At 70.0% G+C, this 17,040-nt stretch carries 16 protein-coding genes and 1 tRNA gene; 10 read left to right on the top strand and 7 right to left on the bottom strand.

What is annotated here, in order from left to right:
* Nucleotides 1-105: 105 nt before the first annotated feature.
* Entirely contained in the window at nt 106-1,614 is a 1,509-nt protein-coding gene (pyk, locus tag BV907_RS04675; protein WP_077488562.1) for a pyruvate kinase, read from the top strand.
* 115 nt (nt 1,615-1,729) lie between these two features.
* Here the strand turns inward: pyk and BV907_RS04670 are convergent, their stop codons facing one another.
* The gene (locus BV907_RS04670) at nt 1,730-2,356 is read right to left on the bottom strand and encodes an ANTAR domain-containing response regulator (protein WP_077488561.1); all 627 of its coding nucleotides are present in this window, start codon (nt 2,354-2,356) and stop codon (nt 1,730-1,732) included.
* A 153-nt stretch (nt 2,357-2,509) separates the two neighbouring features.
* Between BV907_RS04670 and BV907_RS04665 the strand changes: the two genes are divergently transcribed.
* Both BV907_RS04665 and BV907_RS04660 read left to right on the top strand, forming a co-directional pair.
* Nucleotides 2,510-2,591: transfer RNA gene (locus BV907_RS04665), tRNA-Leu, on the top strand.
* 535 nt (nt 2,592-3,126) lie between these two features.
* Nucleotides 3,127-3,687, top strand: coding sequence for an AMIN-like domain-containing (lipo)protein (locus BV907_RS04660; RefSeq protein WP_077488663.1), 561 nt, complete (start codon nt 3,127-3,129; stop codon nt 3,685-3,687).
* A 95-nt stretch (nt 3,688-3,782) separates the two neighbouring features.
* On the opposite strand, the gene BV907_RS04655 is transcribed toward BV907_RS04660, so the two are convergent.
* Entirely contained in the window at nt 3,783-4,295 is a 513-nt protein-coding gene (locus tag BV907_RS04655; RefSeq protein WP_077488560.1) for a VOC family protein, read from the bottom strand.
* Nucleotides 4,296-4,358: 63 nt separating this feature from the next.
* Here BV907_RS04655 and BV907_RS04650 point away from each other — a divergent pair, with 63 nt between their 5' ends.
* Nucleotides 4,359-5,207 (top strand): AraC family transcriptional regulator, encoded by an 849-nt coding sequence (locus BV907_RS04650; RefSeq protein ID WP_077488559.1) that lies wholly within the window; start codon nt 4,359-4,361, stop codon nt 5,205-5,207.
* Here BV907_RS04650 and BV907_RS04645 read toward each other — a convergent pair.
* The 3 genes from BV907_RS04645 to BV907_RS04635 all read right to left on the bottom strand — a co-directional run bounded on the left by BV907_RS04645 (nt 5,176) and on the right by BV907_RS04635 (nt 7,554).
* A complete protein-coding gene (locus tag BV907_RS04645) occupies nt 5,176-5,562 on the bottom strand; it encodes a VOC family protein (RefSeq protein WP_077488558.1) in 387 nt (128 codons plus the stop codon). The two genes, BV907_RS04650 and BV907_RS04645, sit on opposite strands and share 32 nt — an antisense overlap.
* Nucleotides 5,563-5,596: 34 nt before the next feature.
* Nucleotides 5,597-6,409 (bottom strand): hypothetical protein, encoded by an 813-nt coding sequence (locus BV907_RS04640; protein WP_077488557.1) that lies wholly within the window; start codon nt 6,407-6,409, stop codon nt 5,597-5,599.
* A gap of 71 nt (nt 6,410-6,480) precedes the next feature.
* Nucleotides 6,481-7,554 carry a DNA polymerase IV gene (locus BV907_RS04635; RefSeq protein ID WP_483881407.1) on the bottom strand — a complete coding sequence of 358 codons (1,074 nt, stop codon included), beginning with the start codon at nt 7,552-7,554 and terminating at the stop codon, nt 6,481-6,483.
* Between the two features lie 287 nt (nt 7,555-7,841).
* Here BV907_RS04635 and BV907_RS04630 point away from each other — a divergent pair, with 287 nt between their 5' ends.
* From BV907_RS04630 to BV907_RS04620, 3 genes are all read left to right on the top strand, one after another.
* Nucleotides 7,842-9,029 carry an inorganic phosphate transporter gene (locus tag BV907_RS04630; RefSeq protein WP_077488555.1) on the top strand — a complete coding sequence of 396 codons (1,188 nt, stop codon included), beginning with the start codon at nt 7,842-7,844 and terminating at the stop codon, nt 9,027-9,029.
* Nucleotides 9,026-9,247, top strand: a complete 222-nt coding sequence (locus BV907_RS04625; protein ID WP_425441602.1) for a hypothetical protein — start codon at nt 9,026-9,028, stop codon at nt 9,245-9,247. The genes BV907_RS04630 and BV907_RS04625 overlap by 4 nt, the downstream gene beginning before the upstream one ends.
* 79 nt (nt 9,248-9,326) lie before the next feature.
* Nucleotides 9,327-9,866 (top strand): dihydrofolate reductase family protein, encoded by a 540-nt coding sequence (locus BV907_RS04620; protein ID WP_077488554.1) that lies wholly within the window; start codon nt 9,327-9,329, stop codon nt 9,864-9,866.
* Here the strand turns inward: BV907_RS04620 and BV907_RS04615 are convergent.
* A complete protein-coding gene (locus BV907_RS04615) occupies nt 9,851-10,372 on the bottom strand; it encodes a hotdog fold thioesterase (RefSeq protein WP_077488553.1) in 522 nt (173 codons plus the stop codon). The genes BV907_RS04620 and BV907_RS04615 overlap by 16 nt on opposite strands.
* Nucleotides 10,373-10,493: 121 nt before the next feature.
* Between BV907_RS04615 and polA the strand changes: the two genes are divergently transcribed.
* The 3 genes from polA (at nt 10,494) to rpsA (ending at nt 16,162) form a co-directional block, all read left to right on the top strand.
* Nucleotides 10,494-13,142, top strand: coding sequence for a DNA polymerase I (gene polA, locus BV907_RS04610; RefSeq protein WP_245827804.1), 2,649 nt, complete (start codon nt 10,494-10,496; stop codon nt 13,140-13,142).
* Between the two features lie 2 nt (nt 13,143-13,144).
* Entirely contained in the window at nt 13,145-14,494 is a 1,350-nt protein-coding gene (locus tag BV907_RS04605) for a GNAT family N-acetyltransferase (RefSeq protein ID WP_425441606.1), read from the top strand.
* Between the two features lie 204 nt (nt 14,495-14,698).
* On the top strand, nt 14,699-16,162 hold the full coding sequence (gene rpsA, locus BV907_RS04600; RefSeq protein ID WP_077488551.1) for a 30S ribosomal protein S1: 1,464 nt from the start codon (nt 14,699-14,701) through the stop codon (nt 16,160-16,162).
* 153 nt (nt 16,163-16,315) lie between these two features.
* On the opposite strand, the gene BV907_RS04595 is transcribed toward rpsA, so the two are convergent.
* Entirely contained in the window at nt 16,316-17,008 is a 693-nt protein-coding gene (locus BV907_RS04595) for an IMPACT family protein (RefSeq protein WP_077488550.1), read from the bottom strand.
* Nucleotides 17,009-17,040 lie beyond the last annotated feature (32 nt).

The raw sequence follows: 17,040 nt of genomic DNA, 5'->3' as shown, positions 1-17,040 counted from the left end.
GGGCCCCCCCCCCGCCCCCCCCCGCCATCGCCGTCGAAGGCCCCTTGCCCCATCTGTTCATCCCCCCGACACCCCAGACCACCACACGAGACCTAGGGTAGGTATATGAGACGCGCGAAGATCGTCGCCACATTCGGCCCGGCCATCTCCAGCTACGAGAACACGCTTGCGGTCATCGAGGCCGGCGTGGACGTAGCCCGCATGAACATGAGCCACGGCGACCACTCGGTGCACGACAGCACCTATGAGAATGTCCGGAAGGCCTCCGCCGAGCTCGGCAAGGCCGTCGGCATCATGGCCGACCTCCAGGGCCCCAAGATCCGTCTGGGCCGATTCGTCGACGGCCCGCACGAGCTTGCCGTCGGCGATGTCTTCACGATCACGACCGAGGACGTCCCCGGCACCAAGGAGATCTGCTCGACGACGCTCAAGAGCCTCACCGAGGACGTGAAGGTCGGCGACACCCTCCTCATCGACGACGGCAAGGTCGGCCTCCGCGCCACCGCGGTCGACGACGTCAAGGTCGTCACCGAGGTGACCGTCGCCGGCACGGTGTCCAACAACAAGGGCATCAACCTGCCGGGCGTCGCCGTCAACGTCCCCGCCCTGAGCGACAAGGACGAGGTGGACCTCCGCTGGGCGCTCAAGCGCGGCGTCGACTACGTCGCCCTGTCGTTCGTGCGCGACGCGAGCGACGTCGAGCGCGTGCACCAGATCATGGACGAGGAGGGGCGCCGCGTCCCTGTCATCGCCAAGATCGAGAAGCCGCAGGCCGTCGACCAGCTGCACGAGATCATCGACGCGTTCGACGCGATCATGGTCGCGCGCGGCGACCTCGGCGTCGAGCTGCCCCTCGAGGAGGTGCCGCTCGTCCAGAAGCGCGCGATCGAGCTCGCCCGGCGTTGGGCCAAGCCCGTCATCGTCGCGACCCAGGTGCTCGAGTCGATGATCGAGAACCCCCGCCCGACGCGCGCCGAGGCCTCGGACTGCGCCAACGCCGTGCTCGACGGCGCGGACGCGGTCATGCTCTCGGGAGAGACGAGCGTCGGCGCATACCCGATCGAGACCGTGCGGACCATGGCCAAGATCATCGAGTCCACGGAGGAGCACGGCCTCGAGCGCGTCCCGCCGCTCGGCTCGCAGCCGAAGACGCGCGGTGGTGCCATCACGCGCGCGGCCGTGACCATCGCGGACCAGCTCGATGCGAAATACATCTGCACCTTCACGCAGTCGGGCGACTCGGCCCGCCGCCTCAGCCGCCTGCGCCCGCAGAAGCCCGTCTTCGCGTTCACGCCGCTCACCTCGACGCTGAACATCCTGAGCCTGTGCTGGGGCATCCAGCCGCGCATGGTGGACTTCGCCGAGCACACCGACCAGATGATCGCCCAGGTCGACGAGTACCTCCTGCGCGCGGGCCTCGCCGAGCCGAACGACCTCGTCGTCGTCGCTGCCGGCTCGCCCCCCGGCGTCGCCGGGTCGACCAACGCCCTGCGCGTGCACAAGGTCGGCGACCTCGCCGACGCCGGCCAGCTCGTCGGCGGCGCGGCCGTGCCCGAGCGCGAGAAGGTCGGTCCGTGGCCCGTCAAGGACAAGAACAAGGCCAAGCCCATCTAGCTCTGGCTGGCCCAGGCACACGGAGGGCGGCATCCCCAGGGGGATGCCGCCCTCCGTGTGCATTCAGCGGTGCCGGCGCGTGCCGGCCCCGCGCGGCCCGCGCCGGGCCTCCCGGTCAGGTGACCTGGTTGATGATGGTCTCCGCGACCTCGCGCATGCTCAGGCGGCGGTCCATCGAGGTCTTCTGGATCCAGCGGAACGCCTCGGGCTCCGTGAGGCCCATCTTCGTGATGAGCAGGCTCTTGGCGCGCTCGACGAGCTTGCGCGTCGCGAACTGCTCCTGGAGGTCGCTGACCTCGGCCTCGAGGGCCTTGATCTCCTCGTGCCGGGAGAGCGCGATCTCGATGGCCGGGATGAGGTCGTTGGGTGTGAACGGCTTGACCACGTAGGCCATGGCGCCGGCGTCCCGGGCGCGCTCGACGAGCTCCTTCTGGCTGAAGGCCGTGAGGAGGACGACGGGCGCGATGCGGGCCTTGGCGATCTTCTCGGCCGCGGTGATGCCGTCCATGACTGGCATCTTGACGTCCATGAGCACGAGATCCGGCTTGTGCTCCTCTGCCAGCTCGACGGCGCGTTCGCCGTTGTCCGCCTCCGCGACGACGTCGAAGCCCTCTCCGCGCAGGATCTCGATGATGTCGAGGCGGATGAGGGTCTCGTCCTCGGCGACGACCACGCGGCGGGTGGGTGCGGCGCTCGGGGACGTCTCGTCGGCTGGGGCAGCCTTGGCGGTCTTGTCGGACACTCGGGCTCCTAGGGGTTCGGGGGGTTGGTTCTGCCTCCGATCCTACCGGCGCGGCGCCGTCCGCGCCCTTCGGAAGGGACTGCTTGGCAACGCGAGCGTCGTCGGGAGGGTACAGTGGTTCCGCAGGCGCCCGTGTCCCAGCGGGCTGCGCATGCCCGAGTGGCGGAATTGGCAGACGCGCCGCACTCAAAATGCGGTACCGAAAGGTGTGTGGGTTCGAGTCCCACCTCGGGCACGAGTTTTCCCCTCGGCTGGGAGCGGTTTTTGGTGCTTCCCTTCTCCTGGGTTGGCGATGGCTTCGATGTACTTCTTCCGTTCACTCTGAGACTGTGACAGTCCCTTCCTGGACACCCGCGCAGTGGATACGATCGTGTTCCACCACGATCTGCTCGGTGCCGATGACCCGAGTCACGATGCGTGGTTCATCGTCCAAAATTAGGGCTGACAGACTCGTACATAGATGCGGAACCGTTTCATCATCGTCTCCGAATCTCGCTTGTTTGCCGTCGTCCGGAAGCAGAAACTGAACGCGTCACACCGCGCGAAACGGGAGCGGGGGTCCCATCCCACTGCATGGCCACGGAGGCCATCGACCCCCAGTGAATGCTTTTCACTCCCAATCCCTTGAGTAAGCAGGACGCACCATGAGCATCAACTTCCGGGCACCGTGGGGACGGCGGCCCAAGCATTCCGGACTCGGAAACGAGATCCTGGCCACCCGGACCACGTCCCGGACGCCGCCGAATGCCGCACAACCGAAGCGCCGACTCATCACGACGAAAGTACCTGGCGTACTGGCGGCCCTTGCGCTGACCGCGGGACTGGGACTCGTCGTGCCCGGCACGGCCTCGGCGGCCCCCTTCTGCGGAATCACCTGGGGTTCGCTGGCCAAGTCGACCGCCACGCTGGCGTTGGGTCCAAGCCAGGATCCGATCACCAATATCCGCTCCGGGCGCCACGCCTGCTTCGACCGCCTGGTGGTGGACGTCAACGGCGAGGCCCCTAAATACACAGTGCGTTATGTCAGCGCCGTGACACTGGATGGCTCGGGCTTTACCCTTCCGCTGCGGGGCGGCGCGTTCATAGAAGTGACAGTCATGGCACCGGCCCATGACCAGGACTACAACCCGACCTACACCCCGGCGAACCGGGACGAAGCGGTGAACGTGGCCGGCTTCCAGACCTTCCGCCAGGTGGCCTTCGCCGGCACCTACGAGTTTGTAACCGAGATCGGGCTGGGCGTCCGCGCACGGCTGCCGTTCCGCGTCTTCACGCTGGCCGGCCCGGGCGCCGGGTCCCGGCTGGTGATCGATGTGGCACACCGCTGGTGACGCCTGGGACCAGCCATGCGGGGTGCCGAAGAACGACGATGGCGCCCGGGTTCGCACAAGCAATTCCTCGGGTCGTGGCGTCGGGCTGCCAAAGGCTAGCCCTGCTGCGCGGCCCATTCCTGGACACGTCGGTTGCTTTCCTCCTCGGAAAGGTCCTCGACGCGGGTCATGACTGACCAGCGGACGCCGAAGGGGTCGCGGATGCTCGCGTAGCGGTCGCCGGAGACAAAGGTTGCCAGAGGTTCGCGGATGGCGGCTCCAGCCTCCTCGGCTCGCTGCACCAGAGCATCCGCATCCGCGCAGTACAGGCCGATCGAATAGCAGTCGTCGTCGCCCGCCGGCGCCGGAACAAGGCGGTACTCCGCGTTGGGTTCGCCGAGCTGGAGGTGGCCGTTCCCGAAGTCGAGCTCGGCATGGACAACAACCCCGCCCATCTCCGTAGCGCTGATGAGGCGGGCGTCGAACACGTCCTGATAGAACGCGATGGCGTCCTTGGCGTTGGCCACGGCAAGGAACGGGGTGAGGCTTGTGAGTCCCTTCGGGATCCCGTGGACGGTGTGCTCGCCGTGGGCGGCCGTGCTTGCCGGGGTACTTGTAGTATCTGTCATGTTCATGACACTAGGCGCTGGGTTGGTGACGGCGCTTGAAGATTCGCGACAGTCTGAGGTCCGGTGGAGGGTTCGTTCAAGGGCATCCTGTACCCGGCCCGGCTGCCTGTATTTCACCGGTTCCCGGCCCCTCCTTCTGTTGCCGACCTGGTCCAGTGGTTCTGGATCCCCGAGTGGGACATCGAACCCGGCCGCACCTCTCGCCAGCACGTGATCGCATATCCGGGTTCGAATCTGGTGGTGCAGCCCGACAACGTGGTGCTTTCCGGTCCGACAACCCGCGCCTCGTACCGCGACCTGAGCGGCCGCGGCTGGGCCGTAGGCGCACTGCTGCGCCCGGCGTCCATGCCGCTGTTCACGGATGACCCGGCCGCGCTGCGCGATGCGGAAAGGGCTCTGACTCTGGAAGAACTTCACCGTCCCGTCGCAGCAGCCATGAACGCGGGCGACGGCGACACTCGCCGGATGCAGGCAGTGGACGCCTTCGTGGCGTGGCTGGGTCCCATGGCGGGCGGCTCTGTGTCAGAGGAGGGTTTGCTGGCGAACCATCTGCTGGACGTGGTGGATTCCGATGCGTCACTGGGTCGGATAGAGGAGGTCGCTGAGCGGTTGTCGGTCTCTCCGCGGACCGTGCAACGTCTGGCCAGGAAGTACATCGGCCTCAGTCCCGGAGCCCTGATCCGCCGTCGACGGCTTCAAGACGCTGCCGAGCGTGCACGTCTGGATGCTTCAACGGATGTGGCAGCGATAGCTGCCGAACTCGGCTACGCCGACCATGCCCATCTGACGAACGATTTCCGGAAGCATCTGGGGTTGACGCCGAGTTCGTACCGGCGGGCGGTTGGTGGTGAGGAGTCCTCGTCGGAGTGTGCTCCGGGCGTCATCCAGCACCCCCTCCATACGGACGCGTGATCGCCTCGAGGAGATGTCCGTCGGGATCCGCGAAGTAGACGCCGCGTCCGCCGTCGTTGTGGTTGATCTGCCGTGGGCGGGACCGTCCGGGGTCCGCCCAATAGGGGATGCCCTGGGTCTGGATCCTTGCGAAGATTCCGTCGAAATCCTCTTCACTGACCAGGAAGGCGTAGTGCTGCGGGGAGATGGGCCGGCCCGCCGTGGCGAAATCGAGGGTCACTCCATGGTCAAGGGGCACGGTCATGAAAGACCACATGGCTCGGGGTTCCGGCAGTCCGAGAACGTTGGCCAGGAACTCTGCCGAACGCCGCTTGTCCGTTGCGTACACGATGGTGTGGTTGAACGTGACCGTCATGGTGACCTCCTCGGCGATGGGCGCGAAGGTGTGATCAGGACTCGGCGAGCGGCAGCACCAGCAGGTAGCCGGTCGGTATGTCGCTGCTCCAACGGCGTGGCTCGCGGACGACGAATTGCGTCGCCAACTGCTCGGGGGTGAGCAGGGCGTTGGGCGCGGGGGACGGTCCCCACTGCGCGCTGCCGTAGGGGTGGAGCGGATCTTGGACGCGGATACCGGTGACGGAGAACTCGGGGAACCGGTTGGGATCGCCGAGCGACTCGAAGCCGCTCATCACCGCTACGTGGCGACCGCGCCACAGGACCAGCCCGACCGGCCGGTCCGTGGCGGTGATGGCGCGCGCCGCGGTCTGCAGCGCTTCATCGTAGTCGGCGATGCTGACGACCGCGTACGGCCCCATCCCGATCTCGTTCAGCACCTGGGCCCACCCCAAGGGGTTGGCACCGTTGAAGGAGTTGGACGACCGTGCCCGGGCCATCTCCCACAGCTCGCCCTGCTGTGCGCGATCGGCCCACGTGCTGGCGGCCGCGTCGTCCGTGAGGTTGTGCATCATCTGGATGCTCGCCGCCACGCACCAGTCAAAGGTGTACTGCGGCACGAAGTCCCCCTCTTCGTAGAGGTTGTGGGCGAACGCCTGCGGCACGGGGGGCGGCGTGGGAACCGATGTGGCGGTGGGGGAGGGGGCCCCGTGAGGGGCGAGGCCATCGCGCGCGGCCGGCGGGGCCGAGGAGGTCTGGATCGGCCGATCGGTGGCGGCCTCGTCGACTCTGGCCACGGGCGCGCAGGCCGTGAGGAGGGTCGCCAGGATGACGAACCAGGTCAGACGACGGAGCGGGGCACCGATCATGACCGATCCAGTTTATCGCGGCCTATGGTGGCCTGGCTCGTATACCGGCCGGACCTCGGATGGGCGATGCGTCACCAGCCGCCGCGCGTCGGCGTGTGTCCCTTTCGGGCGTCGTCTGGCATGGCCATCTCGGCCCGCAGGCCCAGGAGCCGGATCGGGCGCCCCGGTTCGATGTGGGCTGCGAGGTCCAGGGCCCGCGCGAGGACTTCGTCCCGGTCGAAGGTCTCAGGAATCTTCTTCCCGTGGGTCGTGGTGACGAAGGGGGCGTACCGAATCTTGAGGGTCAGCCCGATCACGGGCCGTCCATCGGCCACGACGTCCTCGAGGACGTGCGCCGTCAGCTCCCTGACGGCGTCGTCCACCTGGGCGGGCTCGGTCAGGTCGCGCTGGAAGGTGGTCTCCCGGCTGTGCCCGCGGGCCACCCACGGGGTATCGTCCACCACGCTGGCGCCGTCCCCGCGTCCGAGCGATGCGTACCAGGGACCCATCCTGGGGCCGAACTCCGGGACCAGGTCCTGGGGGTCGCATGCGGCGAGCTCGGCCACGGTGGTGATGCCGAGCTTGGCCAGCCGGCCGGACACCTTGGTCCCGACGCCCCACAGCTCCCTGGTCGGCCGGCCGCCCATGACCTCGAGCCAGTTCCCGGACGTGAGGCGGAAGACGCCGGCCGGCTTGCCGAAACCGGTAGCAACCTTGGCCCGGACCAGGGTGTCGCCGATGCCCACGCTGCAGTGCAGCCGCGTCCGCTCCAGGACGGCGGCCTGCACCTGCCGGGCGTAGGCCTCCGGATCCTCCGTCTCCACGCCGACGAAGGCCTCGTCCCAGCCCAGCACCTGCACGGTGGCGCCGGGCTGCGCGCGCAGGGTGGCCATCACCGTGTCCGACGCCGCGAGGTAGGCCTCGTGGTCGACGGGCAGGATGACGGCGTCGGGCACCTTCCGGGCCGCAGTGCGCAAGGGCATCCCGGAGCCCACGCCGAACGCCCTGGCCTCGTAGGACGCGGTCGAGACCACTGCCCGCTCCGTGGGGTCGCCCCGGCCGCCGACGATGATCGGCCTGCCCGCGAGCTCCGGCCGCCGGAGCACCTCGACCGCCGCGATGAACTGGTCCAGATCGACGTGCAGCACCCACCGGATTCCGCTCACCCCACCAGTCTGCCCCAAACATCCCTGGCAGGCATCGGCTCTCTGCCGAGAGCGCAGGGGGCTTCCCGGCAGGAGCCGAGGCGCCCCGCGCTGTGCTCTCGACTTCTGCGATCGGCGGCGCGCCCCCTAGGATGGTCACGCCGCGCCAACACCAGATCCCCCCGATCCGTCAAGGACTGTTGCGTGGCCAGTCGGTGAACACTCTGTGAACTGGGCGGCTGCGAGCGGCCCCGGGCATGGGCCGTTCCCCACGTCAACCGTCACACGACCCCGAAGGGGACCCCCGGGTGGATATCACCGCCATGATCGTGCTGGTCATCGTATTGGCACTCTTCTTCGACTTCACGAACGGCTTCCACGACACGGCAAACGCGATGGCGACGCCCATCGCCACCGGAGCCATCACGCCCCGCCTGGCCGTCGCCCTCGCGGCCGTGCTCAACCTCGTGGGCGCCTTCCTCTCCACGGAGGTCGCCAAGACCATCTCCGGCGGGCTCATCCGCGAGGGCGAGCAGGGCATCCACATCACCCCCGAGGTGATCTTCGCGGGCCTCATGGGCGCCGTGCTGTGGAACGTGTTCACGTGGCTGCGCGGGCTCCCGTCGAGCTCCTCGCACGCCCTCTTCGGCGGCCTCATCGGCGCGGCGGTCGTGGGCATCGGCTTCCACTCGGTCAACTTCACGACCGTCGTGGCCAAGGTGATCCTGCCCGCCGTCGCGGCCCCGCTCATCGCCGGCTTTTCGGCCTGGCTGTGCACGCGTCTCGCCTACGGAATCACCGCCCGCCGCACGGTCGAGGGCGCCAAGCTCCATCAGGGCCGCGCGACGTTCCGCATCGGCCAGATCTTCACCTCGAGCCTCGTCGCCCTCGCCCACGGCACGAACGATGCGCAGAAGACCATGGGAATCATCACGCTCGTGCTCATCGCCGGCGGTCTCCAGGAGACCGGGTCGGGCCCCCAGTTCTGGGTCATCGCCGCGTGCGCCGTGGCGATCGCCGTCGGAACCTACGCGGGCGGCTGGCGGATCATCCGCACACTCGGCACGGGCCTGACCGAGGTCAAGCCGGCGCAGGGCTTCTCGGCCGAGTCGAGCACCGCGGCCGCGATCCTCGCCTCGTCCCATCTCGGCTTCGCCCTGTCGACAACCCAGGTGGCCTCGGGCTCCGTCATCGGCTCGGGCCTCGGCCGCCGCGGCACCACGGTGCGCTGGGGCACGGCGGGACGCATCGGCGTCGGCTGGCTCCTGACGCTTCCGGCGGCCGCCGTGGTCGGCGCCCTCGCCGCGCTGCTGGCCGGGCTCGGCACCCCCGGCGTCCTCGCGACCGCCGTCCTCGGCAGCGGAGCCGTGCTCTGGATGTTCGTCGTGTCCCAACGGGACAAGGTCGGCCACCACAACGTCGTCGAAGTCCAGGACGCCGGCGAGGCCGTCGAGTTCCCCCGCCGCCGCCCGTTCGCCCGGAAGGGATCCAAGTGACCATCAAGTGGGCCGAGCTGGCCATCGTCGCCATCGCGACCATCTTCAGCGCCGGGACGGTCGTCCTCCTCTACGGCCTCGGCGTCCGGCTCGCCGCAGTCGCGGCCGACCGCCGCCCCAAGGGTGCACTCCAGAATGCCGTCTCGAAGGCATGCTTCGGGCTGTGCGGCCTGGCCGTCGTCGTCGGCGTCTACCTCATCGTGCCCTACTTCCACTGAGCCCGCCGCCCTCGCTGAGCCCGCCGACCCCGGTGCGCCAGCGCTGGGCAGCCCTGCCGCGCCGGGCTAGGGTGGGCGGATGGCTGAGTTCGTGTACTACGTGGGCAGCAGCCTCGACGGCTACATCGCGGCCCACGGCGGCGGGCTGGCCTGGCTCGAGCAGTTCAGCCGTGTCGAGGGCGTCGGCGGTTCCTACGGCGCGTTCGAGAAGACGGTCGGGTGCGTCGTCATGGGCGGCGGGACCTACGCGTGGATCCGCTCGCACTCCCCCGGGACGTGGCCCTACTCCGTCCCCTCCTGGGTGTTCACGCACCACGAGCTGGGCGTGGACGACGACGCCGACGTCGTCCTCGTGCGGGGGGATGTGGTGGAGTTCGCGGACGAGCTGCGGCACTCCGCGGGCGGGAAAGACGTCTACATCGTCGGCGGGGGCGTGCTCGCTGGGGAGTTCCTCGCTGCCGGCCTTGTCGACCGGATCGTCCTGACGATCGTTCCCGTCGCCCTCGGCGGGGGAGTGCCGCTGTTCGGCGGAAGGCCGCTCCCGGAGCCCGCCGGCTTCGCCCTCGCGGCGCTCGTCGAGCGCGGCGGCACGGTCGAGCTGACCTACCGGCGCACCTGACCCTGGCTGGGATTGTCGCGCAGGAGGTTCGTGATCCTCGCCGTGGCGAGGCGGCGCCCGTCCTCGTCGGTGATGACGATCTCGTGCGTCGTGAGCGTCCGGCCCAGGTGCACGGCCGTGCACGTGCCGCGGACGAGGCCGCGGGCGCCCGGCCGGTGGTGAGTCGCGTTGAGGTCGACGCCGACGGCGTGCCGGCCCGGCCCCGCGTGCAGGGACGCCGAGAACGAGCCGAGGGTCTCGGCGAGCGCGGCGGAGGCGCCGCCGTGGAGGATGCCCGCGACCTGGGTGTTGCCTTCGACAGGCATCGTGGCCACGGACCGCTCGGGCGTGAGCTCCTCGAAGACGATCCCGAGCTTGACCACCAGCGCCCCGACGCCGCGCTGCGAGAGCCAGCCCCGCAGGTGGGCCGGGATGCCGGCGGCCTCGAGCTCGTCCGCGAGAGCGACTGAGAGCTCCGCGTCGGAAGAGTCCGGGAGGCCCGGGCGCCGCATGAAATTGTCCGCCATGGGAACTAGGCTGACACCCGTGACTGAAACCAGCAAAACCACCCCCCTCCCCGGCCCGACGAACACCACGGGGGGTGCGGCCGGGGGACGGCCTCGGCTGCTGGTCCTGGACGGACACTCCATGGCATTCCGGGCGTTCTTCGCACTGCCGGCGGAGAGCTTCCAGAACTCGGAGGGCCAGCACACGAACGCCGTGCACGGCTTCACGTCCATGCTGATCAATCTCGTCCGGGACCAGGAGCCCACCCATGTCGCCGTCGCCTTCGATGTGAGCGACGAGACGACGCACCGCAGGACGGAGTACAGCGAGTACAAGGCCGGCCGCAACGCCACACCGGCGGAGTTCGCGGGCCAGATCGACTACATCAAGAAGGTCATGGCGGCCCTTGGCATCCGCACCTTGGAGCTGCCCGGCCATGAGGCCGACGACATCCTCGCGACGCTGGCCGCCCTCGGCTCCGGGGCGGGCTTCGAAGTCCTCCTGGTCTCGGGTGACAGGGACACCTTCCAGCTCGTCAACGACGACGTCACCGTCCTGTACCCGCGCAAGGGCGTCTCCGACCTGCCCCGCATGGACGCGGCCGCGATCGAGGAGAAGTACTTCGTTCCCCCGGCACGCTACCCGGACCTGGCCGCCCTCGTCGGCGAGTCGGCCGACAACCTGCCGGGCGTCCCCGGCGTCGGGCCCAAGACGGCGGCGAAGTGGATCGCCCAGTACGACGGCGTGGAGGGCGTCCTGGCCCACGCGGACGAGATCAAGGGCAAGGCAGGTGAATCCCTCAGGGCGAACCTCGAGTCGGTCGAGCGCAACCGCAAGCTCAACCGGCTCCTGACGGATCTCGAGCTCCCGCTCTCGCTCGAGGACCTCGCCCAGCCGCGCCCCGAGCGCGCGGCCGTCGAGTCGCTCTTCGACGAGCTCGAGTTCAAGACCCTGCGCACGCGCGTCTACGAGATCTTCGCGATGAACGCCGCGGAAGCGCCCGAGGACAGGTTCGAGGTGCCCGCGCACACCGTGCCGGCGGACGACGCCGAGCTCGCGGCAGCGCTCTCGGCGCTCACAGCCGACACTGTCGGTGCCGAGGAGGCCCCCGTGGCCGTGGCCCTGCGCGCCTCGGGCGCGTCCCCGCGGCCCGCGGCCGAGGCGATCGCCCTCGCGACGGCGGACGCCGCCGTCGTCCTCACGCTCGACGGCGAGGTCCCCCCGCCGCTTGCCCAGTGGCTGGCCGACCCCGCTGTGCCCAAGGCGATGCACGAGTACAAGGAGGCGGCCAAGGCACTCCGCGTTGCGGGCGCCGAGGTCGCCGGAGTCGTCGACGACGTCTCGGTCTCCGGCTACCTCGCCGAGCCCGACCGCCGGTCCTACGCCCTCGCGGACCTCGCCCAGCACCATCTCGGCGTGGACCTCGGGGCGGGTCAGCCCTCGACCGGCCAGCTCGCCCTCGACCTCGAGGGCGGCGACGCCGCCGCAGCGGCGCTCGTGAAGGAGGCCGCCGTCGTGCACGCGCTGCACGCGCACCTCGCCCCGGCCCTGGTCGAGCGCGGGGCCGCCGGCCTGCTCGCCGACCTGGAGCTTCCGCTCTCGCGGGTGCTGCTCGACATGGAGTGGACCGGGATCGCGGTCGACAGCGGGCACATCGCCGGCCTCATGGACCAGCTCGGCGCCGCGAGCGAGGCGGCGGCCCAGGAGGCCTACGCCGCGATCGGCCGTGAGGTGAATCTCGGTTCGCCCAAGCAGCTCCAGACGGTCCTCTTCGACGAGCTCGGCCTCCCCAAGACCAAGAAGATCAAGACCGGCTACACGACCGACGCGGCCTCGCTTAAGGACCTGCTCGACCGCACTGGCCACCCGTTCCTTGCGGGCCTCATGGCACACCGCGAGTCGAGCAAGCTGCGCCAGATGGTCGAGACGCTGCAGAAGTCGGTCTCGTCCGACGGCCGCATCCACACGACCTACGCCCAGACGATCGCCGCGACCGGCCGCCTGTCCTCGAACAACCCGAACCTGCAGAACATCCCCATCCGCTCCGAGGAGGGCCGCAGGGTCCGCGACGTGTTCGTCGTCGGCGAGGGCTACGAGTCGCTCCTCTCCGCGGACTACTCGCAGATCGAGATGCGCATCATGGCGCACCTCTCGGGCGACGAGGGGCTCATCCAGGCCTACCGCGAGGGCGAGGACCTCCACCGCTTCGTCGGCTCGCGGATCTTCCACGTCGAGCCTGCGGACGTCACGTCCGAGATGCGCTCGAAGGTCAAGGCCATGTCCTACGGCCTGGCCTACGGGCTGACCTCGTTCGGCCTGTCCAAGCAGCTCGAGATCTCGGTGGACGAGGCCCGGTCGCTCATGAAGGACTACTTCGACCGCTTCGGCGGGGTCCGCGACTACCTCCGCGGCGTCGTCGAGCAGGCGCGCCAGGACGGCTACACGTCCACGATCTTCGGCCGCCGCCGCTACCTGCCGGACCTCACGAGCCCCAACCGGGTCCACCGCGAGCTCGCCGAGCGCATCGCCCTCAACTCGCCCATCCAGGGCTCGGCGGCGGACATCATCAAGCGGGCCATGCTGGGCGTCGAGGGCCAGCTGCGCGAGCAGGGCCTCGGCTCCCGGCTCCTGCTGCAGATCCACGACGAGCTCGTCGTCGAGGTCGCCCCGGGGGAGGAGGAGCGTGTTCGCGCCCTCGTGGCCGAGCAGATGGGCTCCGCGGCGGAGCTCACCGTCCCGCTCGACGTCCAGATCGGCGTCGGCCGGACGTGGAACGAGGCGGGGCATTGACCGTGCCCCGAGAGCCGGATCCCGCGGACGAGGCGCGCGGCGCCGGCGAGCCTTTCGACGACGGCACGTACGTGCTGCGCCGCTTCGCGCCCGGCCTTCCGGGGGAGCCGGGGCACGCCGCGACCCGGGACTGGCTCCGCGCCGTCGGGGCGGGCTTCTACGACAAGGCCCGCGACGACGCGTACCTCGACGCGGTCGCGGCCATGTACGCCGCCGACGAGCGTGAGCTCACGGGGGTCTACGCCCGCGGCCCCGTCCCGCCGGGCACGCTCGGAGAGCACATTCCCGTGGCGACCTTCGCGACGCTGCGCAAGACCCTCAACGCGGGGTTCGGGCGGCTCGTGCCCGCCCACCTCATCACTGCGGTGACCGTCCGGACGAGCCACCGCCGGCGCGGCCTCCTGCGCCGGCTCATGAGCGCAGACCTCGCCCGCGCCAAGGCCGGCGGCGTCCCCATCGCCGCGCTCACAGCCTCCGAGGGCAGCATCTACCGGCGCTTCGGCTTCGGCGTGGCCACGTCCGAGCGCAGCGTCACGGTGGACACAACGCGGCGCTTCGCGCTGTCCGCGGCGCCCGAGGGGCGCGTCGAGGCCGCGGACCCGGCCGTCCTCCTGGACCTCGGCCCCCGCATCTTCGCCCGCGTCCACCGGCTCACGCCTGGTTCGATCGACCGGCATGACTGGTACCGGCTCGCCGCGGCGGGCCGGTTCTCGCACGACGGCGGGCCCGACACGGCGATCCGGGCGGCCCTGCACCTCCGCGCCGACGGGCAGGCGGACGGCTATGTCGCCTATTCATTCCGCGGCTGGGACGCCAAACCGTACACGGTCGAGGTCAAGGACCTCGTAGCGGCGACGCACGCCGCCTACCTTGGCCTCTGGGAGTTCCTCGGCTCGCTCGACCTCGTCGAGCGCGTCGTGTGGCGTGAGGCGCCCGCCGATGATCCGCTCGTGTGGGCGCTCGAGGACCCGCGCTGCGTCGGCGCCAAGGCGGCGCAGGACATGCTGTGGCTGAGGATCCTCGACGTCGAGGCCGCCCTGTCCGCGCGGGCCTACGACGCCGACGGCGGGCTCGTCCTGACCGTCACCGACCCGCTGAGCCTTGCTTCGGGCACCTACCGGCTCACGGTCGACGACGGGGCGGCGCGGGTCGAGCGTCTGGCGCCCGGCGACGCGGCGGGGGCCGACGCCCGGCTCGACGTCGCGGACCTGTCCTCGGTCTACTGCGGCGGGGTCAGCCCGGTGACCCTCGCGGCGGCCGGCCGGTTCACCGAGCTGCGGCCCGGGGCGGCCCTCGAGGCGATGCGGCTCTTCGCCGTCGAGCGCCCCGCACACTGCCTCACGCACTTCTGAGCGGCCGCCACAGCCCCTCCCGGCCGGTTCTCAATGAGGCGCTGCGGTTTTGACCGTCGTTGCGGGCCGCGACTAGACTGGACGGGCGCGTAGTACGCGCGTGCACGACACAATCCACACTCAGGCAGACTCCTGCTTGCGGCTGAACCGCGGGCCCCGGGGACTGGCTGACCGACCACCTATCCACATCGGAGCCCCTACTACATGACCATCACCTCCACCTCGACGTCCGCTACGCCGCAGGTCGCCATCAACGACATCGGCACGGCCGAGGACTTCCTCGCCGCAGTCGACGCCACCATCAAGTACTTCAACGACGGCGACCTCGTCGAGGGCACCGTCGTCAAGGTCGACCGCGACGAGGTCCTGCTCGACATCGGGTACAAGACCGAGGGCGTCATCCCGTCCCGCGAGCTCTCCATCAAGCACGATGTCGACCCGGGCGAGGTTGTCGCCGTCGGCGATCAGGTCGAAGCCCTCGTCCTCACCAAGGAGGACAAGGAAGGCCGCCTGATCCTCTCCAAGAAGCGCGCCCAGTACGAGCGTGCCTGGGGCGACATCGAGAAGATCAAGGAGGAGGACGGCGTCGTTACCGGCACCGTCATCGAGGTGGTCAAGGGTGGCCTCATCCTCGACATCGGCCTCCGCGGCTTCCTCCCGGCCTCGCTCGTCGAGATGCGCCGCGTCCGCGATCTGGCGCCGTACATCGGCCAGAAGATCGAGGCCAAGATCATCGAGCTCGACAAGAACCGCAACAACGTGGTCCTGTCCCGCCGCGCGTGGCTCGAGCAGACCCAGTCCGAGGTCCGCTCCTCCTTCCTCAACAAGCTCGAGAAGGGCCAGGTCCGCCCCGGCGTCGTCTCCTCGATCGTCAACTTCGGTGCGTTCGTGGACCTCGGCGGCGTCGACGGCCTCGTCCACGTCTCGGAGCTGTCCTGGAAGCACATCGACCACCCGTCCGAGGTCGTCGAGGTCGGCCAGGAGGTCACGGTCGAGGTTCTCGAGGTCGATCTCGACCGCGAGCGCGTCTCCCTCTCGCTCAAGGCGACGCAGGAGGACCCGTGGCAGACCTTCGCGCGCACCCACGCGCTCGGCCAGGTCGTCCCGGGCAAGGTCACGAAGCTCGTTCCGTTCGGTGCGTTCGTCCGCGTCGAGGACGGCATCGAGGGCCTCGTGCACATCTCGGAGCTCGCGGTCCGCCACGTGGACCTCGCCGAGCAGGTCGTCTCCGTGGGCGACGAGCTCTTCGTCAAGGTCATCGACATCGACCTCGAGCGCCGCCGCATCTCCCTGTCGCTCAAGCAGGCCAACGAGGGCGTGGACCCGGACTCGACCGAGTTCGACCCGGCGCTCTACGGCATGGCCGCGGAGTACGACGAGGAGGGCAACTACAAGTACCCCGAGGGCTTCGACCCGGAGTCCAACGAGTGGCTCGAGGGCTACGAGACCCAGCGCGCCGCGTGGGAGCAGCAGTACGCCGACGCCCAGTCCCGCTGGGAGGCGCACAAGAAGCAGGTCGCCCAGCACCTCGCCGACGACGCCGCCGCTGCGTCCGGCCACGAGGCACTGCCGACGACCTACTCCTCGGAGGCCCCGGCCGCCGAGGCTGGCACGCTCGCGTCCGACGAGGCCCTCGCGGCCCTGCGCGAGAAGCTCACCGGCAACTGATCGCGTCCTGGCCAACTGATAGTCCGGCCGACTGATCGCCTGAAAGGGGCGGGTCCTGCACCGCAGGGCCCGCCCCTTTCGCATGTCCCCGGATCAGCGCAGGTCCGCCCGGACCAGCGCAGGCCCGCCCGGACCAGCGCAGGCCCGCCCGGATCAGCGCAGGTCCACCCACTCCGTCCCGAGCCCGACGGCGGTGCCCGCCCCGCCCGTGAGCCCGGCCAGACGCTCGGCGAAGCCCGCCACGGCGGGCTCGCTGTCCTCGACAGCGATCCGCAGGAGCGCGGCCCGCGGCCCGTAGTCCGTGCCGAGGACCTCGACGCCCGCGGAGCGCAGGTCGTTCTCGAGCCGCCCAGCGCCCGCGTGCGGAGCCTCGACCCCGAGGATCCGCAGCCGCTCGCGCCGCACGAGCGGGGCCGTGCCGAGCGCCGCCGAGACCGACTCCGAGTACGCGCGCACGAGGCCGCCCGCGCCGAGCAGGATCCCGCCGAAGTACCTCACGACGACGGCCGCGACGTCGCTCAGGTCCGCGACGCCGTCGTGCATCTCGCGCTTGAGGAGCGCCTCGAGCATGGGGATGCCGGCGGTGCCCGCTGGCTCGCCGTCGTCGCTGCTGCGCTGGGTGTCCCGATCGGGGCCGAGGACGAAGGCGCTGCAGTGGTGCCGCGCGTCGTGGAACTCGCGCCGCAGCCCGGCCACGAGGGCGCGGGCGTCCTCCTCCGTCTCGGCCCGGCGCAGGACGGTGATGAAGCGGGAGCGCTTGACCTCGAGCTCGTGGCGGTGCTCGCCGTCGATGGTCGTGTAGCGCACAGCGCGGCTCGGGGCAGGGCGGCTCTCGGCGTGACTCACCGCACAAGTCTAGGCGGGCGCTAGGCTGGGCC

This window comes from Sinomonas mesophila, from assembly GCF_001999765.1.
Lineage (GTDB): Bacteria > Actinomycetota > Actinomycetes > Actinomycetales > Micrococcaceae > Sinomonas > Sinomonas mesophila.
The sequence above is the reverse complement of the archived record's forward strand: the minus strand, read 5'-3'. Positions and strand labels throughout refer to the sequence as shown.